21 protein-coding genes are annotated in these 19270 nt (G+C 34.5%); 13 read left to right on the top strand and 8 right to left on the bottom strand.

The features are described from left to right. Window positions 1-91 precede the first annotated feature (91 nt). Window positions 92-940 carry a flagellin gene (locus tag ACMAYX_RS14775; RefSeq protein WP_021267425.1) on the bottom strand — a complete coding sequence of 283 codons (849 nt, stop codon included), beginning with the start codon at window positions 938-940 and terminating at the stop codon, window positions 92-94. Window positions 941-1183: 243 nt separating this feature from the next. Between ACMAYX_RS14775 and ACMAYX_RS14770 the strand changes: the two genes are divergently transcribed. Then, a complete protein-coding gene (locus ACMAYX_RS14770) occupies window positions 1184-2185 on the top strand; it encodes a GNAT family N-acetyltransferase (protein WP_392993744.1) in 1002 nt (333 codons plus the stop codon). Here the strand turns inward: ACMAYX_RS14770 and ACMAYX_RS14765 are convergent. Further along, window positions 2182-3897 carry an ABC1 kinase family protein gene (locus ACMAYX_RS14765; RefSeq protein WP_103218434.1) on the bottom strand — a complete coding sequence of 572 codons (1716 nt, stop codon included), beginning with the start codon at window positions 3895-3897 and terminating at the stop codon, window positions 2182-2184. The genes ACMAYX_RS14770 and ACMAYX_RS14765 overlap by 4 nt on opposite strands. A gap of 90 nt (window positions 3898-3987) precedes the next feature. Here ACMAYX_RS14765 and ACMAYX_RS14760 point away from each other — a divergent pair, with 90 nt between their 5' ends. From ACMAYX_RS14760 to ACMAYX_RS14735, 6 genes are read left to right on the top strand one after another with little or no spacing between them, the layout of a single operon-like run. Next, window positions 3988-4479 (top strand): hypothetical protein, encoded by a 492-nt coding sequence (locus ACMAYX_RS14760; RefSeq protein WP_103218435.1) that lies wholly within the window; start codon window positions 3988-3990, stop codon window positions 4477-4479. Further along, complete coding sequence (locus tag ACMAYX_RS14755) at window positions 4479-4775, top strand: hypothetical protein (protein ID WP_412463565.1); 297 nt, start codon at window positions 4479-4481, stop codon at window positions 4773-4775. The genes ACMAYX_RS14760 and ACMAYX_RS14755 overlap by 1 nt, the downstream gene beginning before the upstream one ends. A gap of 11 nt (window positions 4776-4786) precedes the next feature. Continuing rightward, window positions 4787-5257, top strand: a complete 471-nt coding sequence (gene greA / locus ACMAYX_RS14750; protein WP_392993748.1) for a transcription elongation factor GreA — start codon at window positions 4787-4789, stop codon at window positions 5255-5257. Then, a complete protein-coding gene (locus tag ACMAYX_RS14745) occupies window positions 5244-7322 on the top strand; it encodes an ATP-dependent DNA helicase RecG (RefSeq protein WP_158246903.1) in 2079 nt (692 codons plus the stop codon). The genes greA and ACMAYX_RS14745 overlap by 14 nt, the downstream gene beginning before the upstream one ends. A gap of 37 nt (window positions 7323-7359) precedes the next feature. Then, window positions 7360-7797 (top strand): hypothetical protein, encoded by a 438-nt coding sequence (locus tag ACMAYX_RS14740; RefSeq protein WP_392993753.1) that lies wholly within the window; start codon window positions 7360-7362, stop codon window positions 7795-7797. Beyond that, the gene (locus ACMAYX_RS14735) at window positions 7778-8659 is read left to right on the top strand and encodes an alpha/beta fold hydrolase (protein ID WP_158246904.1); all 882 of its coding nucleotides are present in this window, start codon (window positions 7778-7780) and stop codon (window positions 8657-8659) included. The genes ACMAYX_RS14740 and ACMAYX_RS14735 overlap by 20 nt, the downstream gene beginning before the upstream one ends. Here ACMAYX_RS14735 and ACMAYX_RS14730 read toward each other — a convergent pair. After that, entirely contained in the window at window positions 8645-9874 is a 1230-nt protein-coding gene (locus ACMAYX_RS14730) for a TIGR04552 family protein (protein ID WP_103218441.1), read from the bottom strand. The two genes, ACMAYX_RS14735 and ACMAYX_RS14730, sit on opposite strands and share 15 nt — an antisense overlap. Window positions 9875-9917: 43 nt before the next feature. On the opposite strand from ACMAYX_RS14730, the gene ACMAYX_RS14725 reads away from it, so the two are divergent. The 5 genes from ACMAYX_RS14725 (at window position 9918) to ACMAYX_RS14705 (ending at window position 14587) form a co-directional block, all read left to right on the top strand. Next, window positions 9918-10436 (top strand): phosphatidylglycerophosphatase A, encoded by a 519-nt coding sequence (locus tag ACMAYX_RS14725; RefSeq protein ID WP_412470424.1) that lies wholly within the window; start codon window positions 9918-9920, stop codon window positions 10434-10436. 172 nt (window positions 10437-10608) lie between these two features. Next, window positions 10609-11721 (top strand): recombinase RecA, encoded by a 1113-nt coding sequence (gene recA / locus ACMAYX_RS14720; RefSeq protein WP_103218443.1) that lies wholly within the window; start codon window positions 10609-10611, stop codon window positions 11719-11721. A 69-nt stretch (window positions 11722-11790) separates the two neighbouring features. Beyond that, complete coding sequence (locus ACMAYX_RS14715) at window positions 11791-12348, top strand: regulatory protein RecX (RefSeq protein ID WP_103218444.1); 558 nt, start codon at window positions 11791-11793, stop codon at window positions 12346-12348. Continuing rightward, complete coding sequence (locus ACMAYX_RS14710; protein ID WP_158246905.1) at window positions 12326-14050, top strand: ABC transporter substrate-binding protein; 1725 nt, start codon at window positions 12326-12328, stop codon at window positions 14048-14050. Before ACMAYX_RS14715 ends, ACMAYX_RS14710 begins: the two co-directional genes overlap by 23 nt. A 138-nt stretch (window positions 14051-14188) precedes the next feature. Next, entirely contained in the window at window positions 14189-14587 is a 399-nt protein-coding gene (locus tag ACMAYX_RS14705; protein WP_103218446.1) for a hypothetical protein, read from the top strand. Here the strand turns inward: ACMAYX_RS14705 and ACMAYX_RS14700 are convergent. Continuing rightward, the gene (locus ACMAYX_RS14700) at window positions 14580-14813 is read right to left on the bottom strand and encodes a hypothetical protein (protein ID WP_392993760.1); all 234 of its coding nucleotides are present in this window, start codon (window positions 14811-14813) and stop codon (window positions 14580-14582) included. The genes ACMAYX_RS14705 and ACMAYX_RS14700 overlap by 8 nt on opposite strands. Further along, entirely contained in the window at window positions 14813-15052 is a 240-nt protein-coding gene (locus ACMAYX_RS14695) for a hypothetical protein (RefSeq protein WP_103218448.1), read from the bottom strand. The genes ACMAYX_RS14700 and ACMAYX_RS14695 overlap by 1 nt, the downstream gene beginning before the upstream one ends. A gap of 179 nt (window positions 15053-15231) precedes the next feature. Between ACMAYX_RS14695 and rpoZ the strand changes: the two genes are divergently transcribed. Next, on the top strand, window positions 15232-15444 hold the full coding sequence (rpoZ, locus tag ACMAYX_RS14690) for a DNA-directed RNA polymerase subunit omega (RefSeq protein ID WP_103218449.1): 213 nt from the start codon (window positions 15232-15234) through the stop codon (window positions 15442-15444). A gap of 65 nt (window positions 15445-15509) precedes the next feature. Here rpoZ and lon read toward each other — a convergent pair whose 3' ends face one another. The 3 genes from lon to ACMAYX_RS14675 all read right to left on the bottom strand — a co-directional run bounded on the left by lon (window position 15510) and on the right by ACMAYX_RS14675 (window position 19167). Beyond that, complete coding sequence (gene lon / locus ACMAYX_RS14685) at window positions 15510-17996, bottom strand: endopeptidase La (RefSeq protein WP_412463562.1); 2487 nt, start codon at window positions 17994-17996, stop codon at window positions 15510-15512. Window positions 17997-18008: 12 nt separating this feature from the next. Further along, window positions 18009-18491, bottom strand: coding sequence for a hypothetical protein (locus tag ACMAYX_RS14680; protein ID WP_103218451.1), 483 nt, complete (start codon window positions 18489-18491; stop codon window positions 18009-18011). Between the two features lie 73 nt (window positions 18492-18564). Then, window positions 18565-19167, bottom strand: coding sequence for a hypothetical protein (locus tag ACMAYX_RS14675; RefSeq protein WP_392993765.1), 603 nt, complete (start codon window positions 19165-19167; stop codon window positions 18565-18567). Window positions 19168-19270: the final 103 nt, after the last annotated feature.

Genomic DNA, 19270 nt, shown 5'->3' with positions numbered 1-19270 from the left:
TTATCCAGTAGTATGCATATTATTGACTCCGTGTTCTTTACTCTAAAATTTTCTAAACAATGCTAGTGCCATCCGGCGCTGTCAGGGATTATTACCCTTGAGCAGCAGCCTGGATTAAGCTTAGTGCACTGTTTGTACTAGTGTTCGCCTGAGCAAGAACCGAAGTACCGGCAGTCATTAAAATGTTTTGTTTTGTTAAGTTTGCAGTTTCTGCTGCTACGTCAGTGTCTCTTACACGAGAGTTTGCCGCACTTAAGTTTTCAATCGACGTTGCAATATTATTTACCGTTGACTGAAGTCTGTTTTGAAGGGCACCAAAGTCCGCTCTAATACCAGATACAGAGATAATCGCCTGATCAATTGATGATAGAGAGTTCTGTGCAGAAATCTTATCAGCAACTGATGCTAAGTTAAGACCAAGAGCTGCTACGTTTACGTCAGCTGATGATGCATCAAACGTTAAACGATCTGATATAGGGTCATTACGCGTACCGATTTGGATATCAAATACTGCACCTGTACCGTTTAGTAGTGGTACTCTGTTGAATTCTGTTGAGTTAGCGATACGATCAACTTCAGAAGTTAATTGTTCGAATTCTACGTTTAGGAACTTTCTTTCAGTTGCTCCAATAGTATCCGAAGCTGCTTGTACTGATAGTTCTCTAAGTCTAATTAGGATATTTGAAACTTCCCCTAAAGCACCTTCAGCGATTTGAACTAGTGAAATACCGTCTTCTGCGTTTCTTTCAGCTTGTCCAAGACCTCTAATTTGAGCCTTTAGGTTTTCAGAGATTGCTAGACCTGCGGCATCGTCACCCGCTCTGTTAATTCTCTGACCTGATGATAATTTTTCTAGAGATTGTTGCATACCAAGACGTGTTCCACGTAGGTTTCTCTGTGCGTTTAGAGATGCAACGTTCGTGTTAATTCGTAGTCCCATTCGATCCTCCTTGACTGGGTACCGACAAGATTCCTTCCTGTCAGTCAGCTGAAATCCATACAGCTGTACAATTGTTACACCACCTTATCGCTCCAATTTCTTAACTCTTTAGAAAAAAATTGTATATTTCTTATACGAAACTTTTTGCCTAGTTAAGAATTAACCTCAGTGTTTATGGGGCTTTTGAATTCTGGATAATTTTATTCAAGATTTTATTTGCAATTAAATGTAAAATAAATCGACATGATATTTACAACTCTAGAACAATATTCTCATTTAAAAAATGCTCTCAATAAAGAAATTGAAAAGGCTTTTCATTATAAAGATGAAAACAGCTTTAATACTGACTTCTATCAACTAATGAAGGAGAGCAATCATCACAATTGTCACCTACTACTTGATGATAATGAAAATATCGTCGCGCATATTGGTGTTAGACCAGTAACACTACATTATAAAGGGCATGAGTTAAAAACATTATTACTGGGTGGAATTGTTACTAAGGAAGAGTTCCAAGGACAAGGTCATTTTAAAGAACTCTATAATCACATAAAGAGCATCTATAAAGATAACTACTCTCTCGTCATTCTTTGGAGTGATAATATGAGTGTCTATAAGAAGCTTGGCTACACTCAGTTTGGATTAACTGCTGTAATTGGAGATACTCCAGTAACAGAAGAGAAAATACGACAGAGGGGTTACTGGCCGATTAATATTCAAGAAATTGATAAAGAAAATTTAGAAAAAAAATATAATAAATCTTATAAAGACACCATCTCAATTCAGAGATCTCTAAAAGAATGGAACGATATTAAACAAATATCTTCAATGAAGACTTTTACAAACGATAATGGCGATTATCTATTCTTTGAGAAAGGACAAGACTTAAAAGGAATTATTCACGAGTGTTCTTTTTCAAATAATAGGCAAGAACTTGAGAAATTTAAAGGACTTCAACTATTAAACCCTACTCCACTTGATGAAGAGTCTTTTTTTATTCATCTAGCCTGGGGTAAAATTATTAATACTTGTGAATTTTCGAATTTTTTAAAGGCCATCACTAAAAATGCCGTGTCTATTTCAGACTTTAAGCCAGATTTAGATAAGGTAACACTTACTATCAACGAAGAATCTTTTTTATTTAAAAAAGAAGAACTTTTACCACTACTTTTTGGACCAGAACAAGCCATCGAGCTACAAGAGTTGATTCCTCAAATTTATATTACTGGAGCAGATAGTATTTAATTTCTGTGCTTCAAAGTCCCATAGCCAATTGCTGATATTGAAAGCACCCACAAAATTATAGTAAGAGTTGGGTAATCGAGTAATGCACCCTTATAAAGATCTTGTTCAGAAACAAATGACTTCCCAGCAAAAAAGAAAACACCGCCAAGAACATAAAATGAAAGTAATCTCACGCTACTGGCAAGAGATGCAATTGGTTTCCAAATTCCTTTGTGTCTAATTTTTACTGCATAGTTATTCTTCGCAAATTCTTTGAGAAACCATTTAAGATGTCTTGGAACAATTCGAGACGCACTTAAGACATCCTTAGCAATCCACATTCCATCTTCAATAAAGCTATCAGTAGAGAAACTATCTCTAATAATATCATTGATATCTCCTTCTAAAAGGCTAAAGATATCAAAATCAAGATCTAATGATTGACCTACTCCATCGAGTGTTATTAGAGCTCTAAAGACAACAAACCATTCACTAGGTAAGAAAATATGATGTTCTCTTAGGGTTGTGATGATCGAACTAATAATTAAAGAGAAATTTGTTTGTTGAACTGTTAGTCCAATTTGCGGACCAATTGCATTCTTAATATCAATAATTAATTTATCGACATCCGGTACTGTTTCATAGATGGCAACATCCAAGAACTCATAAACTAAGTTTTCGAAGTTTTGAGTTAGAATTGCATAAATAATAGCAATAAAATTTTGACGAGCATTTTTAGAAAGATTTCCAACTAGTCCAAAATCAATCAGAGCAATCTTTCCATTTGGAAGATAGAAGAAATTCCCACCATGAAGATCTGCATGGAAAAAACCTTCATTTAGAAAACATCGCATAAAAATTTTCACACACTCATCTAACTTTGAATCAAGCTCTTCTATATGCTCACTGATTTTTTCACTATCACTAAATGGAATTCCCTCAATAAGCTCCATGACTAATAAATCATGGCAAGTAAACTCTTTATATATTTTAGGTAAATGAAAAATTTCAGAGTGATCATATTTTGCAATTATTTTCTTAAGTTTTTCACAATTAAGTGCTTCTACATTGAAATTCAATTCACTTTGAAGTGAGAATGAGAAATCCTCTAAAACTTTAGAAAAGCCTAAGAACTTAAAATCATCTGCTGCTTTTTCCGTTTGTGTCGCTAAAAAGATAAGTATTGAAAGGTCTGTTTCAATAATGCGATCAATACCTGGCCTCTTAACTTTTAAAACAACTTTCTCACCTGTTAAAAGCTCTGCTCGGTAAACTAAGCCAATAGAAGCCGTTCCAATCGGTTGATCTTCAACACTTCTAAAAACATCTTCAATTTTTTTTCCAAGTGATGACTCAACATTTTTCTTTATTCCAGAAAAAGGGATTGGTTTAACTTCATCTCTTAGCTTTTTCATATGCTTAATGAAGTCTTCATCAAAAATATCTTCTCTCGTACTTAAAAGTTGTCCAAATTTTACAAATGCAGGACCAAGTTCTTCAAAGCAAAGTCTTAAGCGATAACCCATCACGTCTCCCCATGAATTATCATGGACAGATACTTTTTGAGATTCTTCACTCTTTCTAGGAAAAACAAAATTAGGAATTATATTAATTACGTTTTGAGAAACAAACTCATCTAGGCCATTTTTAGCAAAAACAGTAGCGATTTCCCTTAAACGAGAAATATTTCTAATTGTTTTTGTTATTTTAAAACTAGTCGTTATTAGGCCCACATAATATCCTTTAGAAAATATCTATTATTTTATCACGATAGAATCAAAAGGTGCATAGCCCTATTGCCAGAAAAATGGTAAAAATAAAGAGTGAAAGAATTTATTATAATTACATCGCTTTTATTTTCTCTAGTGACTCATGCAAATGATGAGACTTGCTCGCGCATTGCAGTAATTAATCAACAAGAAATTCTTATTGACCCAAGCTCATCTTTAAAAGGTGAAGGTCTTCGCTACCATCTTGAAAAAGATAAAGTGGCCCTAAGTTATCTAAATGATTATCAATCGCTACAAGAAGATATTTGGCGTCCTGCAATAATGGGTACTGTTGGATCAGGCCTTATCCTATCGGCTTTTCTAACAAACCCAAGTTCAAATACCAGGAGAAGTCTTATTGCTTCTGGTACCGTCGTTTTAATTCTTAATTACTTATTAACGAAAACAATTCAAACAAGTAATGAAGAGTTACTCTATAAGAGTATTGATGAGTACAATAAGAGACAAGAGCCAAAAATTTACTTGAAGTCTGATGACCAAATTAATACGCCCGAAGTTTATATAGAGAAAAGCTGGAGCTTCTAATGTTGGACAATAATGAAATCACTTGCCATGCGTGTCATAAGGCACTAGATCTTGAACCTGGACAAAAAATCTCATTAAAAGAGGAGTGTCCATATTGCTACGCTAGTGTTCATTGTTGTAAAATGTGCAAGTTCTACGACATTACAGCATATAATGAATGCCGTGAATCAAGTGCTGATCGCATTGTAGAAAAAGAAAAAGCTAATTTTTGTGACTACTTCGTCCTTAAGGGAGCTGGAGATGGTGACGATAGCAAGAATGATCTTCTTGCCGCTGCAAACGCATTATTTAAATAAAGGAATTATTAATGGCAAATCCAATAACAAAACAAGGTTACGATATTATTCAAACTGAGCTTGACCACTTGATCAAAGTAGAAAGAGAAGAGCTTAAGGTAACGATTGCAGAAGCAAGAGAACTAGGCGACTTGAAAGAGAATGCTGAGTACCATGCTGCAAAAGAAAAACAAGGTGTTGTAGAAGGTCGAATCTCTCAACTTCAAGGTATCCTTGCACATTGTGAAGTAATTGATCCAAGTACGATTAAATCTGACAAAATTGTTTTTGGTGCAACTGTCACTATTTTAAATATCGAAACAGACGAATCACAAACGATTAAAATTGTTGGTGAGTCTGAATCAGATATGAAAAAAGGCTTAATCTCTTACAATAGCCCACTAGGTAAAGCACTAATTGGTAAAGAAGAAGGCGACGAAGTTGTTGTTCGTGCACCAAAAGGTGATATTGAATATGAGGTGGAGAACATTGAGTTCAAATAAGGATATCCTATCTACTCAAATTTCTGATCTCTACTCAAAGCCTACCAAAACTTTAGAAGCGCTTAATAAAAAAAATATTTATACAATTAATGATTTGCTTTGGCTGATGCCAAGGCGAATCGTTAAGTTACCTGAGATTGCAAATTTTCAATATGCAAATATTGGTGACTTTTTTAGAGGACGTGGAACGATTGTTTCCATGCAGGCCAAGCCTAATTTTAAATCAAGAGGAAAAGGACGAGCGGTTCTTTTAAATATTGCTGTTACAGTTAAAGATGATCTTAGTGATAACTATATTACTCTTAAATGGTTTAATGCCTATCAATCGATTCAAAAAAAACTAGAGCAACTAAAGCATCTTGAATTCTTAGGTGTCGTTTCTGTATTTAATGATTCGTTACAAATTGTGAATCCAGAGCTTTTTGAAATTGGTAAATCAGATTCCGAAAGTGGTTTACGTATTACCTACCCTACAATTGAAAGTGTTAAGTCTCATCATATTCAAAAGGTTTTCGATAAATTACCAAATGGATTTTGGGACAAAATTCCAGAAATAATCCCAAGTAATATTCTAGAAGACAAGGGCCTTCTCTCTCGCAGTATGGCCTTTAAATACCTACACGGAAGAGTTCCATCTAATGAATGGAGTCAAGACAAGTTTGATCAAGCAAAACGTCGAATTATTTATGAAGAATTTATCTATGATCAACTAAAGATCAAATTACGAAAAAATAAGAGAACGGAATTATCGAGGAAAAGCCTAAAGATTAGTTTAGATCAGATTCAAAAAGCAAAATCGCTCTACCCCTATCAGTTAACTATTGATCAAGATAAGGCTTTAGATGATATTGTATCTGACTTTTCAGGAACAACGCCAGCGATGCGATTAATTCAAGGAGATGTTGGTTGCGGAAAAACAACAGTTGCCGTCGCCTCAGCATACTTAATTCTTAAGACTGGTGGACAAGTAGCACTCATGTGCCCAACAGAAACACTAGCACTACAACACTTTCGTGAAATTGAAGAAATTCTTGGAAATGAATTTAAAGTGGAACTTTTAGTTGGAAGCACGAAAGCCAGTGAAAAGAAAAAGATTAACGAATCACTAGAGAGTGGAGATTGCGATATTGTCATTGGCACACATTCTTTATTTCAAGATAGCGTGAATTTTAAAAATCTTGAATTAGCGATTATTGATGAACAACATAAATTTGGTGTTGAGCAGAGAATCAAGCTAATGAAAAAAGGTGAAAATCCTCATTGCTTAATTATGTCCGCTACACCTATTCCACGCTCTCTAAGTTTAACAAAGTATGGCGATCTCGATATCTCGATAATTAAAACAATGCCAGGAGGTAGAAAGGGGCAGAAAACAAGGATTGTTACAAATGCCAACTTAAATAACTATTTGAGTTTTGTAAAAACAAGACTTGAAATGAAAGAGCAAGCTTATATCGTTGTTCCGGCCATTGAAGAATCAGAAAATGATGATATCAGAAACCTTGAACATACATACGAGCTATATAAACAATACTTTCCTGAATTTAGAATTGCTTACTTACACGGAAGAATGTCTCCAGATGAAAAACAAGCAGCTATAACAGACTTCAAAGAACATAAAACTGATATTCTAATTGCGACCTCTGTTATTGAAGTAGGTATCAATATTATCAACTCCACTATAATGGCGATTCTAAGCCCTGAAAGATTTGGACTAAGTAGCCTCCATCAAATGAGAGGACGTGTTGGAAGAGGAAATAAACCAGGCTTCTGCTTTCTTGTTACTGATAGAGAAATAACTCCTGACAGTATGCAACGACTACAAGTAATCGAAAAATATACTGATGGCTTTAAGATTGCGGAAGAAGATTTAAAAATACGTGGAGAGGGAGACTTATTTGGTCAAGAGCAATCCGGAGTTGTGACGCAAAAAAGATTGGCCAATATTGTACTCAACCAAGATATCCTCTATGAAGCGATTGAAGATATCAAAAAATACCCTAATGACTTTGATTCCATCATAAATTTTATGAACCATGATGAAAAAGTTTTCACTACGATTTAACTTAGCAAAAAACTCAGATCGAGTATAAAATAAAGCTATGATTCATCTTAAAGTATTAAAAACTAACGATCTACTATCTCTTGGAGAATATCAATTTCAACTACCAAGAGTTTATATTGGAAGCTCGGTTCACAATAATCTAATTATTGAAGACAAAACATTATCAAAAGAGCTTGGTGTTTTAAAGTCCATCGGCCATCACTTAGTTTTTGAAACAAGCTCAGCTTACAAAGTAAACTCTAAGTCAGTTGAAGGAATTATAAGATTAGAAAAAAATGATATTCTTGAATGCCAAGGTATACAGATACAAATAATAGAATTTCAAAAGAGTGATGAAAATGACTTTCAGGACTACTATAAATATCTTGAGCGTATTAAAGAAGAAGATCCTGCAAAATACGACTTTATTCAATCACTAGAAGAACATTACGTAACTTTAACTGGAAAATATGACAATGACCTCTTGGAGAAATAAAGCGAAGTATCACCAAGTTGATGAGACAACTAAGATTCAATATTGGACAAATATTGAAAACTTAGATGAAGAACATAATCAAGTTATTGTTTTTAACTATGGCCTTGTTTGTAATGTAAGACACTTTGTTTACCAAATTGATCACTTCGAAAAGCTTGGCTATAAAATACTTCTTCATGACTACAGAGGACATTACAAGTCAGAGACGACACAGGGAATTGAATCAATTACCTTCAAAAATATTATTAATGATATTAACTCATTAGTTCGTGCATTAAATATTAAAACAAGTATCCATATTGGCCACTCAATGGGAGTGAATGTAACACTCGACTATGCTCATAAATATCCTGAAGAAGTACAAAAAATTGTATTAATTTCTGGAACAATCTTTCCTCCTCAAGATGTCATGTTTGATTCTAATATAATTGATATGACTGAGCCTTATATCAAAGAACTTAAAGATAGATGGAAGTCACAATTTCAATTTATTTGGAAAAATGTTTATCGCAACCCTCTTGCAAGTGCATTAGTCTGGAATGGCGGATTTAATATAAAGAAAACAAATATTGAATTTGTTGAATACTATATGAAGAAACTTGGTGAACTTTCACCTGATATCTTCTTCCAACTCCTTGATCAAATGAGAGATCAAAAGATCATTAAAGAACTTGAAGAAATTAAAATTCCTACGCTAATTATTGGTGGGGATAAAGATAAGGTGATTCCAAATTATCTACAACAAATCTTACATGATAGCCTTAAAAACTCCGAACTATATATCATCAAGAATGGAAGCCATGTTCCACAAGTAGATTTTCCTGAATTCATCAATGAACGAATCGATCTATTCTTGGACTAAACCTTTGTGAATTAGAAGTTTTTTGAAAACACGATTCATTGCATAGATTCGTTGTGCTTTCTTATATTCACTGTGAGACGCCTCGCCTTCAGAATTAATTCTATAAGAAGTTTCATCAACAACTTGAACTTCAAAAGGATAGAAAAATCTAATATCTCTAGCAAGAGAAGAGAAGTCTAAACCTAGTAATTCCTTTGCAACTGCCGAATCTTCCTCTTTGGCTAACTTTCTTAACTTAAAGAACTCTGCCAAAAAAGGATTCTTATATTTTATAAGTTGGCGACAAGTGAATTGAACAGAACGATACTTTGTAGAAGAATGGAGATTATTCTCATTCTTTAAATTATCAAAGCTACATTCATCAATCTCTCTATTGACTGCTGACACAAATCTTTCTTCAGAAAGATTGTTTCTTAAGGCCATCTTCACTAAGCTTGAGTACTTAGTTCTAAAATGACTAATATCAAAGATTGTATTTAGAGATCTTGATGGCTTAATATTGTGAGGAGTAATAATATAATTACGAATCAAAAATTGAATCACTTTTAAAATATCTAATTTATTCTTCGTAACTAATCGTACTCCTACTCTATCAAATAATTCTTCCGCTACGTTTTCGGCCTTGTGGAGTAGCTTAATAATTACACTATCACGCGACTTCTTAGACTTTGTTTCAAAGTCCACTAAAGGAATTGAAATCTCTCCAGACTTTAAGAAAAGATTATTTTCTTGGTCGCGGTGAAGGTAGCGATAAAATTTATCAAATATTTGAGTTTGAATTTGATTAAAGTAGTTAGAACGTAGGTCTTTGTCCGCGTGCAGAATTGTGTGCATTACTTTTAAAACAATTTCTGCCCACAATTGTTCTTCTACAGTGTGATCCGAATTACCAGTTGCCATTAAAAACAGGCCACTTATATCAGTAACAGTATAAAGAGAATTAGGTATCTCTAAATCAAGACCATCCGGTGTTCCATCTTTTAAAAAGTAACGTTTAATAAATTGGACGGCCTCTTGAAAATTACCAAATAACTCCGCCCTTGAGACTGGATCTTCAGTATCAAGTCCGTAGCCTTTTAAGAATTTATTTACTTCTGTAATGTCATCTAATTTAGCTACAAAGAAGTTTGAGTCGAGTGCTGATTTACCACCAACAACAACATCAATTACATCCCAGTCAAAAATATAATTTTTTAAATAATCAGGTCGATTCATAAAGTTACTTTGTTCTATCGTTGAGTAATGCTACCATAAGCCCATGAAGACAGAAAATCAGCTAAAAAATACAAAAAAACTGACATTAAAGTCGCTAACTGACTTAAGAATTCTATTTCTTACTTTTTTTGGAGCAGGACTAGCTCCTAAGGCTCCTGGAACTGTTGGAAGTTTAGTTACAATTATCCTTCTTTATTTTATCGGAAAACTTAATGCGCCATTCTTCTTCTTCATTCCATTTCTCTTAATACTTACAATAGGCGCAGTATTTATCACTGGTGTTATTGAAAAAGAATATGATTGTGTCGATCCTTCTTGGATTGTAATTGATGAAGTAATCGGGATTTGGATTGCGTCATTTTTTTTACAAGACCAAAGTTACGTAAGTTACGTAGCTATTTTTGCCCTATTTCGACTTTTCGATATCTGGAAAATAGGACCAGTTAAATACTTCGACGATCGCAAAGACGCTCTAGGAACGACATTTGACGATATCGCAGCGGGTCTTATGGCCGGAATCAGCTACATCCTTACTTTTAAATTGTTAGAATTTATCTCTTGACTTACGCAAAACTTACGCTAAAAATATTAATAAGCGAAAAGTAAAAAACTGGAATTCAGTTTTGTTGTGTTCATTAAATCCCCGCACTTAAAGGGAAGTTAAAAATACCGCTTTTTGCATTAGCTGATAGAAGATAAATTTGATAGAACTTATAAAAAAACACGGAGAGCTTATGGCCACAACATCTAACGAGAACAAGCAAAAAGCATTAGACCTAGCACTTTCAACAATTGAAAAACAATTCGGAAAAGGTGCAATTATGAAACTGGATACTGAAAATGGTCCAGAAAGAATTCCAGCGATTCCAACAAGCTGTTTAGGACTAGATCTTGCACTTGGTGTAGGTGGTGTTCCAAAAGGTCGTATCATTGAAATCTACGGACCTGAATCATCAGGTAAAACAACACTAACTCTTCACATTGCAGCAGAAGCGCAAAAGCAAGGTGGTACTGTAGCATTTATTGATGCTGAGCACGCACTTGATACTGTTTATGCTCAAAAACTAGGTGTTGATATTCCAAATACACTTATTTCACAACCAGATAGTGGTGAGCAGGCCCTTGAAATTACAGATATGCTTGTACGTTCAGGTGCTGTTGATCTTCTTATCGTTGACTCTGTTGCCGCACTTACTCCAAGAGCTGAACTTGAAGGAGACATGGGTGATTCACACATGGGTCTTCAAGCAAGACTAATGTCACAGGCACTAAGAAAACTTACTGGATCAATTAATCGTTCAAACTGTACAGTAATTTTCATTAACCAACTTCGTATGAAGATTGGTGTTATGTTTGGAAACCCAGAGACAACAACAGGTGGTAACGCACTTAAGTTCTATTCTTCAGTAAGACTTGATATCAGAAGAACTGGTGCAATTAAAAATGGTGACGAAGTAATCGGTAACAGAACTAAAGTTAAAGTTGTTAAGAACAAAGTAGCTCCTCCATTTAAAGTTGTAGAATTTGATATTATGTACGGACAAGGTATTTCACAAACAGGTGACCTACTAGATCTTGCTGTTGCAAATAATATCGTTGGGAAAGCTGGTGCATGGTTCTCATATAATGATGCAAAAATTGGTCAAGGGCGTGAGAACTCAAAACAATACTTAGCTGATAATCCAGAGATTGCATTAGAAATCAAAAATAAGATTCTAGCTCTTCACGGACTAATCGAAGGTAACACTGTAGTTGATCAAACAACTGGTGAAATTATCGAAGATGAACCAGTAATTGAAGAAAAGAAGACGAAGGCAAAATCTAAGTCTAAAAAAGTAGTACAATAAACAAATATAGCCCCTTAAGTTTCTATCCTATCGAATGATAGATATTAATATTAAGGGGCACCCTTTCTAATGACTCTCAAAGAAACCATTGAAAAACTACCTCTAGACGACTCAGAAACGAAGTCTGAAGACATTCGCTCGTTTAAAAGAGCTTATCAATACTGCATCTGGCTTCTATCAAAGAGAGACTACTCAAGATATAAATTATCTCAAAAATTATACGAGAAAAAATACACTCCTTTCATAGATCAGCTACTAGATTTTCTAGAAGAATCTAAATATCTTCAAGAAGAACAATACATTCGTACACGTATTAAAACATTTATGTATAAAGGCTTAAGTAAGAGAAATATTCTCAATAAATTAAGGGCCGAACGAGTCGAACCTAGTACAGAGCTGATCGATGAATTATACGAAGAGTATCGATATACTGAAGATGGTCAACTAAGAGAGCTAATTAATAAGAAATTGCGTTCTAAAGGCGTTTCGGCCCTCGAAGATTTTAATTTTAAGCAAAAGTTGATACGCTTTCTTTTGTCAAAAGGACATTCATACGACAAAATTAATACTGAACTTAAAAATGTCCAAAATGATGAGGAAAGTAATGAGCAAAACTCCCCTTTTTAATTTTATTCTGATTATTCTGTTACTGCCTCTAGTATCTTGTAGAGTTGATAAAGATGATAAGAATACACTTCGATTTCCACTAACAGAATCGATCTCAACAATTGACCCCGTAAATGGCTATGACTCTGTTTCTATGTCAGTTATTTATCAAGGTTATGAACAATTATTCGAATATCACTATTTAAGAAAACCATTAAAGCTTGTGCCTCTTCTTGCTGAAGAAATGCCACAAGTTTCAGATGATGGACTTACATATACTATTAAAATCAAAGAAGGTGTGCAGTATCATGACCATCCTGCTTTCAATGGTCAGCCACGTTTTGTTGAAGCTCAAGACTTTATCAACCAAATTAAACGCCTCGCCTTTACTCCATATAGAAGTAATGGTTGGTGGCTCTTCGACGGTAGAGTTGTCGGTCTTAATAAGTTTAGAAAAGAAGTTGGAAGTGATTTTGATAAGCTTCTATCTACTGATGTCGACGGACTTAAAGCAATTGATAAAAGAACATTACAAATCAAATTAATTGCACCATATCCACAAATGTTAAACGCTCTGGCAATGAGTTTTACTTCACCTATGCCGGCAGAAGTTATTAAGAAAGAAACATTTCTTGATGAGCTCATTGGTACAGGCCCATATAAACTAGATAAGTGGTTTCGCGGTTCAAAACTCTTTATGAGCCGTTTTGATAAGTATCATAAATCATTCTATCCAGGAAAAGGTGACCGCTTCGCTCATAGTAAGAACTTACTTACTGATGCAGGTAAGAGAATTCCATTCATTGATAAAATTGAATTCCATATCATTAAAGAAGCCCAAACAAGATGGCTACAATTTATGTCTGGGAAATTAGATTTCCTAAGAGTTCCAAAAGATAATTATCACTCACTTGTATCCCCTAGCGGTGAACTTACAGAAGACTTTCGTGATAAGAATATCACTCTTGATATTTTTTCAAGTTTCACATACTGGTGGTTCTCATTCAATATGAAGGATCCAATCGTTGGAACAAATAAGAATCTAAGGCTTGCTATTGCACATGCTGTAAATGTTGAGAAGTATATTAAAACTTTTACAAATAATATTGGATTAAAGGCTAACTCAATTTATCCTCCAGGAATTCCTGGATATGATCCATCAAGAAAACTTCCATATTCTTATAACGTAGAGAAGGCCAAGGAATATCTAAGGAAGGCCGGATATCCAGATGGAAAAGGACTTCCAACTCTAGTTTACGATACGAGAGCATCTTCTACAACTCAAAGACAACGAGCAGAGCTTCTTAAACAAGATCTTGAGAAAATTGGGATTAAAATGAAAATCCAATTGAATACTTTTCCTGCGTTCTTGAAGAAATCAAAAGAAGGTAAATTACAAATATGGCTAGATGGTTGGACTCTTGATTATCCAGATAGCGAAAATGTTCTACAACTTTTAACAACGAAGAACCAAGCTCCTGGACCAAACGTATCAAATTACTCTAATTCAGATTTTGATAAAAAATTTGAAAGTATTAAAGTAATGAACGATAGCGATGAGAAATATCTACTTATGTCACAGGTAGAGGATATTGTTCTAGAGGACCTTCCTTGGGTACTTCTGTACTACTCTCGTGATTATATTGTTTACCATAACCGACTAAAAAACTTCAGATATAACGACCTAGTTGTTAATAAAGTTAAATACTTAAGACTAAAGTAGTTAATAAGCTAATTATTTTGGGGGAATATATTTCCCCCAATTTCCGTTAAAAACGCCCCTATCATTTTTTACCTCATTTTTCCGAATAGTAGATCAGTATGCTTGCAAAGTGTACTACTGCAACAAAGGAAGTAATGAATGAAAACTCTTGCACATTTCATACTCGTCATCATCGGAATCCTATTTCAAACGCAAGTTATCGCGAATGGCTACATGATCTATTCTGTGGAACATGAATTACCTATGACCAATGACGTACAAGAAATTCAAAAGAACTACTATGTGAACCTTGGAGAAAAACAAGGTATAAAAAATGGAACGTTACTCGATGTATACCGAGTCGTTATTTTGAATGATCCATATGACCGAGAGAAGCGCTACCGTCATAAAATGAAGGTTGGCCAGCTCGAAGTAATTCATCACGACTCAGATACTTCTATTGCGATTACTAAGAACTTTAATGACAAAGATAGACAGCCAATTCTAGATATTCCTGCCTTTATGGTTGGTGACCAGGTTAACGTAAACCTTAATTAGAACGCTCATGGAGCAGAAATCTTCTTTCTTTTAGAAGCTCTATCTGCTCTTTAATCGCCTTTGTCGCCTTCTTCTGTCTTCTTATTATATCTTCATCTCCGCCTTGCTCTTCTAATAGCTTTAAAACTTTAGCGGCCATTCCATCCGCAATTGCAAGCTTATTAGACATTTCGTGCAGAAACTTCCTTTCTTCTAAGGCCAGTTCGACTATTGTAGAATTATCCATTATTCACCAAAATATTTATAACTTAACACTTCACCAAAAAGTGTTTTTGATTCAATTTTTATAATATCAATCTTAAAAATATAGTAACCAATTGCCAAATCACATGGACCATTTTTAAAAATTAAATCAATTTTTCTTAATATATTACCTGCACAGACGCCACTGAACTTTCTTTGATAATGTTTAACAGATTTTGAGACGGCCTGTTGTTCAATAAATATAAATAATTGCTTCTTCATATAAAATGTAATTTGCAAGTAAAATGCTCAACAATTGCAAGCTAAGTTACTTAAATCACGTGAGACATATTCCTGTATTTCTAAATATTTTAAATATTTAGGCCCAATCTCTAGACAAAAACAGCGCTTTGTCCTATAAAAATAACTTAAGTCACATTTAATTTTTCGGAGTGCACAAAATGGCAAGAATTACGATTGAAGACTGTTTAGAAAAAGTTGAAAACCGTTATGAGTTAGTACACCTAACAGCTAAGCGAGTTAAGCAACTAAGAGATGGTGCAGACCAACTTGTTAAAAGTAAAAATAAAGATGTTGTTACAGCACTTAGAGAAATTGCAGCTGGTAAAGTTAAGCATGCTCCAGTAAGTGAGTACGACTCAGACGAATTCTAAGTCGAATTCTAATTTGAATTTAAATTTTTTCATATAAGAAAGGCCCTCCATGAGGGCCTTTTTTATTACTTAAACTTTGGTTTAAATTTTGGAATCGCAATTTTTAGAACTTCATCAAAATGCGCAACCGGATAAAACTTCATTCCCTTTCTATGTCTTTCAGGAACTTCTTTTAAATCCTTCTCATTATCTATTGGTAGAATAATATTTGTAATACCAGCTCTCTTAGCTGCTAATACTTTTTCTTTAATACCACCAACTGGAAGTACCTTACCTGTAAGTGACAACTCACCAGTCATTGCAAGATTACTCTTAATTGTCACATTATGTGCAAGAGAATAAAGGGCCAATGCCATTGTAATACCTGCTGAAGGACCATCTTTAGGAGTTGCACCTGCTGGAAGGTGAAGGTGAACCTCTCTTTCAGAAAGGAAGTCTTCCATCTCATCTTCTTCATTTTCATCAGAAACCTTTCTCTTTGGTTTCATCTTGAAATACTCATCCATTTCATTTTGAAGAAGTTGTTTTACATAACTATAAGCAAGGTTAGCTGACTCGTTCATTACATCACCAAGCTGACCAGTTAACTTAAACCCTTTACCATTCAATGAAAGAGTTTCGATATAAAGAATATCTCCACCATAACCAGTCCAAGCTAAACCAGTAGTCATACCAGGACAAAGCTTCTTTAGGGCCTTTTCACTTTGGTAGCGAGCAGTTCCTAGAATATCTTCTAGCTCCGTAGGTTTAGGATTGAATACCTTATGTCTCTTTGCCTTAACTTTTTCAAGTGCAGCACGACGACACATTTTGGCAATCATTTGCTCCATAACACGAACACCAGGCTCACGAGCGTAGTCTTCAATAAGCTTCTTAAGAGTAGCTTTTGATAGACTAATGTCTTTCTTTTCTAAACCATGCTTTTTAATTTGCTTTGGAATTACCCATTTAGTGGCAATTGAAAGCTTCTCTTCCATCGTATAACCACTAAGTTCAATGATTTCCATACGATCTAATAATGGTTCTGGAATATCACCAATGTAGTTTGCTGTAGATATAAAAAGTACTTTTGATAAATCAAAAGGAACATCTAGATAATGATCGATGAATGTATGATTTTGTTCTGGATCTAAAACTTCTAATAATGCTGAAGCTGGATCACCCTGAAAAGATTGTCCAAGTTTATCAATCTCATCAAGCATGATTACTGGGTTATTAACCTCAACACGTTTCATTGCTTGAATTAAACGACCTGGCATCGCTCCAACATAAGTTCTTCTATGTCCTTTAATCTCTGCTTCATCTCTCATACCACCAAGAGAGAAACGATAGAACTTACGTCCTAGAGATTCAGCAATAGATTTCCCCATAGATGTCTTACCAACACCTGGAGGACCTGCAAGACATAGAATTGTTCCATCAAATTGTGGCTTAAGCTTACGAACAGCTAAGAACTCCATGATTCTTTCTTTTGCTTTTTCAAGGCCATAGTGTTCTTTTTCAAGAATCTTTTGCGCCTTATCCATATCTACATAATCATCAGTAGACTTAGACCAAGGAAGGTCTACAATCCAATTTAGGTATGTACGTGTTACGTTATACTCAGGAGAAGAGTCTGGAATTACTTCTAATCTCTCTAACTCTTCATTTACAGACTGAAGAACTTCTTCAGGAAGCTTTGCTTCAAGAACTCTCTCTTTAAGCTTGCTAATATCACGGGCCTTATCATCTTCTTCAAGCCCAAGCTCAGATTTAATTACCTTAAGCTGTTCACGTAAGAAGTATTCTCTCTGATACTTATTTACTTTATCGTTAACTTCGTCTGAGATTTTCTTTTGAATATCTGCAACATCTTTTTCACGCTTTAGATAAACAAGTAGTTTTCCAAAACGTTTTTTAACAACAAGAGTTTCTAAAAAGTCTTGAGCTTCTGGAATATCAAGTGATAATGCAAAGGCAACTAAGTCAGCAAGTGCACCAGGAGAAGAAGAGTTAATCATTGCAAGCTTCATCTCTTCGTTGAAGTATGCGTTTACTTCACTAAGCTTTTTAACCTGATTAATGATAGAACGAGTGTATGCATCTAGTTCTTCATCTTCCTCTAAAATATCATCAAATACTTCATACTTTGCACGTAGTAATGGTGATTGTTCATAGATATTAGATGCACGATATCTCTTAATACCGTGAACTAAAACGTTAACTGACCCATCTGGCAGCTTTAGTCTTTTTACAACTTTACAAAGAACACCTACTTTATAGATATCTTTTGAAGTTATTTCTCTTGAATCAAGATCTTCTTGAATTGTAGGATCAATCTCTCCTTCTTCATTCTTAAGATCATTTTTAACCAAGTTAAGTGCAAGGTAACCACTCTTGATTAGATACTCATCTAATTCAGCAGTAAACTTGTCTTCAGTTAAAATAATTGGTGCAATCATTCCCGGAAAAATCGGGCTATTCATAATAGGTATGATTACAACATCTTCAGGAAATTTTTCATCCCCTGCTGAGTCTTTAATTTGCACGTTGTACTCTTCGTATTCATTCATAATAAATCACACCTACTTTTTAATATCGATTACTAATCGACCTGGATTTTTTAATGTAAAAACATCAATTGAATGTTTTCCATCGATAACAAGTTCTGCAGAGAGTGTATCGTCTCCTACAGGATAAAAATCAACTTTCTTCACAAGCTTAGAAGTTCCAAATGAACCAACTTTCTTATTAAGTTTTGTCTTAAAAAAATCTACATAGATCTTATTCTCTTTTTCTGACTTATATCCATAAACTCTTGGAGCTTCATTTGTTTCAAAGTCGAATACCAATCTTTCAAATCCTCTTGAGCTACCATTTCCATGACGAATTGATTTCAAGACAGAATTGGTATTACTATTTGTCGAATGAAAGATTCCTTTGTTAAAAAAGATTGATCTCTTCTTATCCGGAATTTTGCGAATTCTTTCGTTTAATAAATCTTGTGAATAGGCCTTGTGACCCAGTGAAAAAACTGTGATTAACAAAAGTACTTTTAATAGATTCATATTTACCTTCCATGGGATAATTAGTTAAATTTTACTAAATTGCGCGTCAAAAATGAATAGTAAATTTAGATAATTAGACTTTTGATTTTCTTAACTGTGCCGCACCAAGTAATCCAAAAAGAAGTGCTAACCAATAGATGTGAATTTTATATTCGTTTGATTCTGAAGAGTCGTTGAGTGAAGCTATTTTTCTTCCACCCTTTTTCTTATGAAAAATATCCTTATCAGTTCCAATCCCTTTTAATCCTTCGCCATAAATACTGCTGATCCACAGATTAAATGTACTGAATGAATTTGAACCAAACTTTGGGTTATCAGGAAATGCTTGAGAGATGACTGCTTCTTCACCACTTCGTCCAATTACATTATAGACACCAAGTCTTTCATTTAGAGGATAAAAGTCATATTCGCCTTTTCTCAAGAGTACGATATAACGGCGACCTTCAACGAAACGAGGTCGTAATTTATTAGGATACTCAATCCCCTGCCAAGTCCCACCATCGTAGACAAAGCTGAAGGAATTCTTATTCATCAATTGTCGACTTCCTAAACCTACAGATTTTTCTAATTTAAACGAGACATTCGTAACAACGGAGCCGTTGCTTAACTTTTTAGGGAAGCTTCCCTGATAAATTCCCATAATAATCGCATTTGATTCTGAGAGTTGCTTACTCAACGGAATTTGGAATAACTCTTGTGCCGAAACATTCACAGAAAAAAGAAAAGAAATAGTGCACAACAAGAACTTTAACATACTGTTCTTATCGGATAATACTCTT

The sequence above is a fragment of the Halobacteriovorax sp. RT-2-3 genome (genome assembly GCF_047085075.1).
GTDB lineage: Bacteria > Bdellovibrionota > Bacteriovoracia > Bacteriovoracales > Bacteriovoracaceae > Halobacteriovorax_A.
This window is presented reverse-complemented; position numbering and strand designations above follow the sequence as displayed.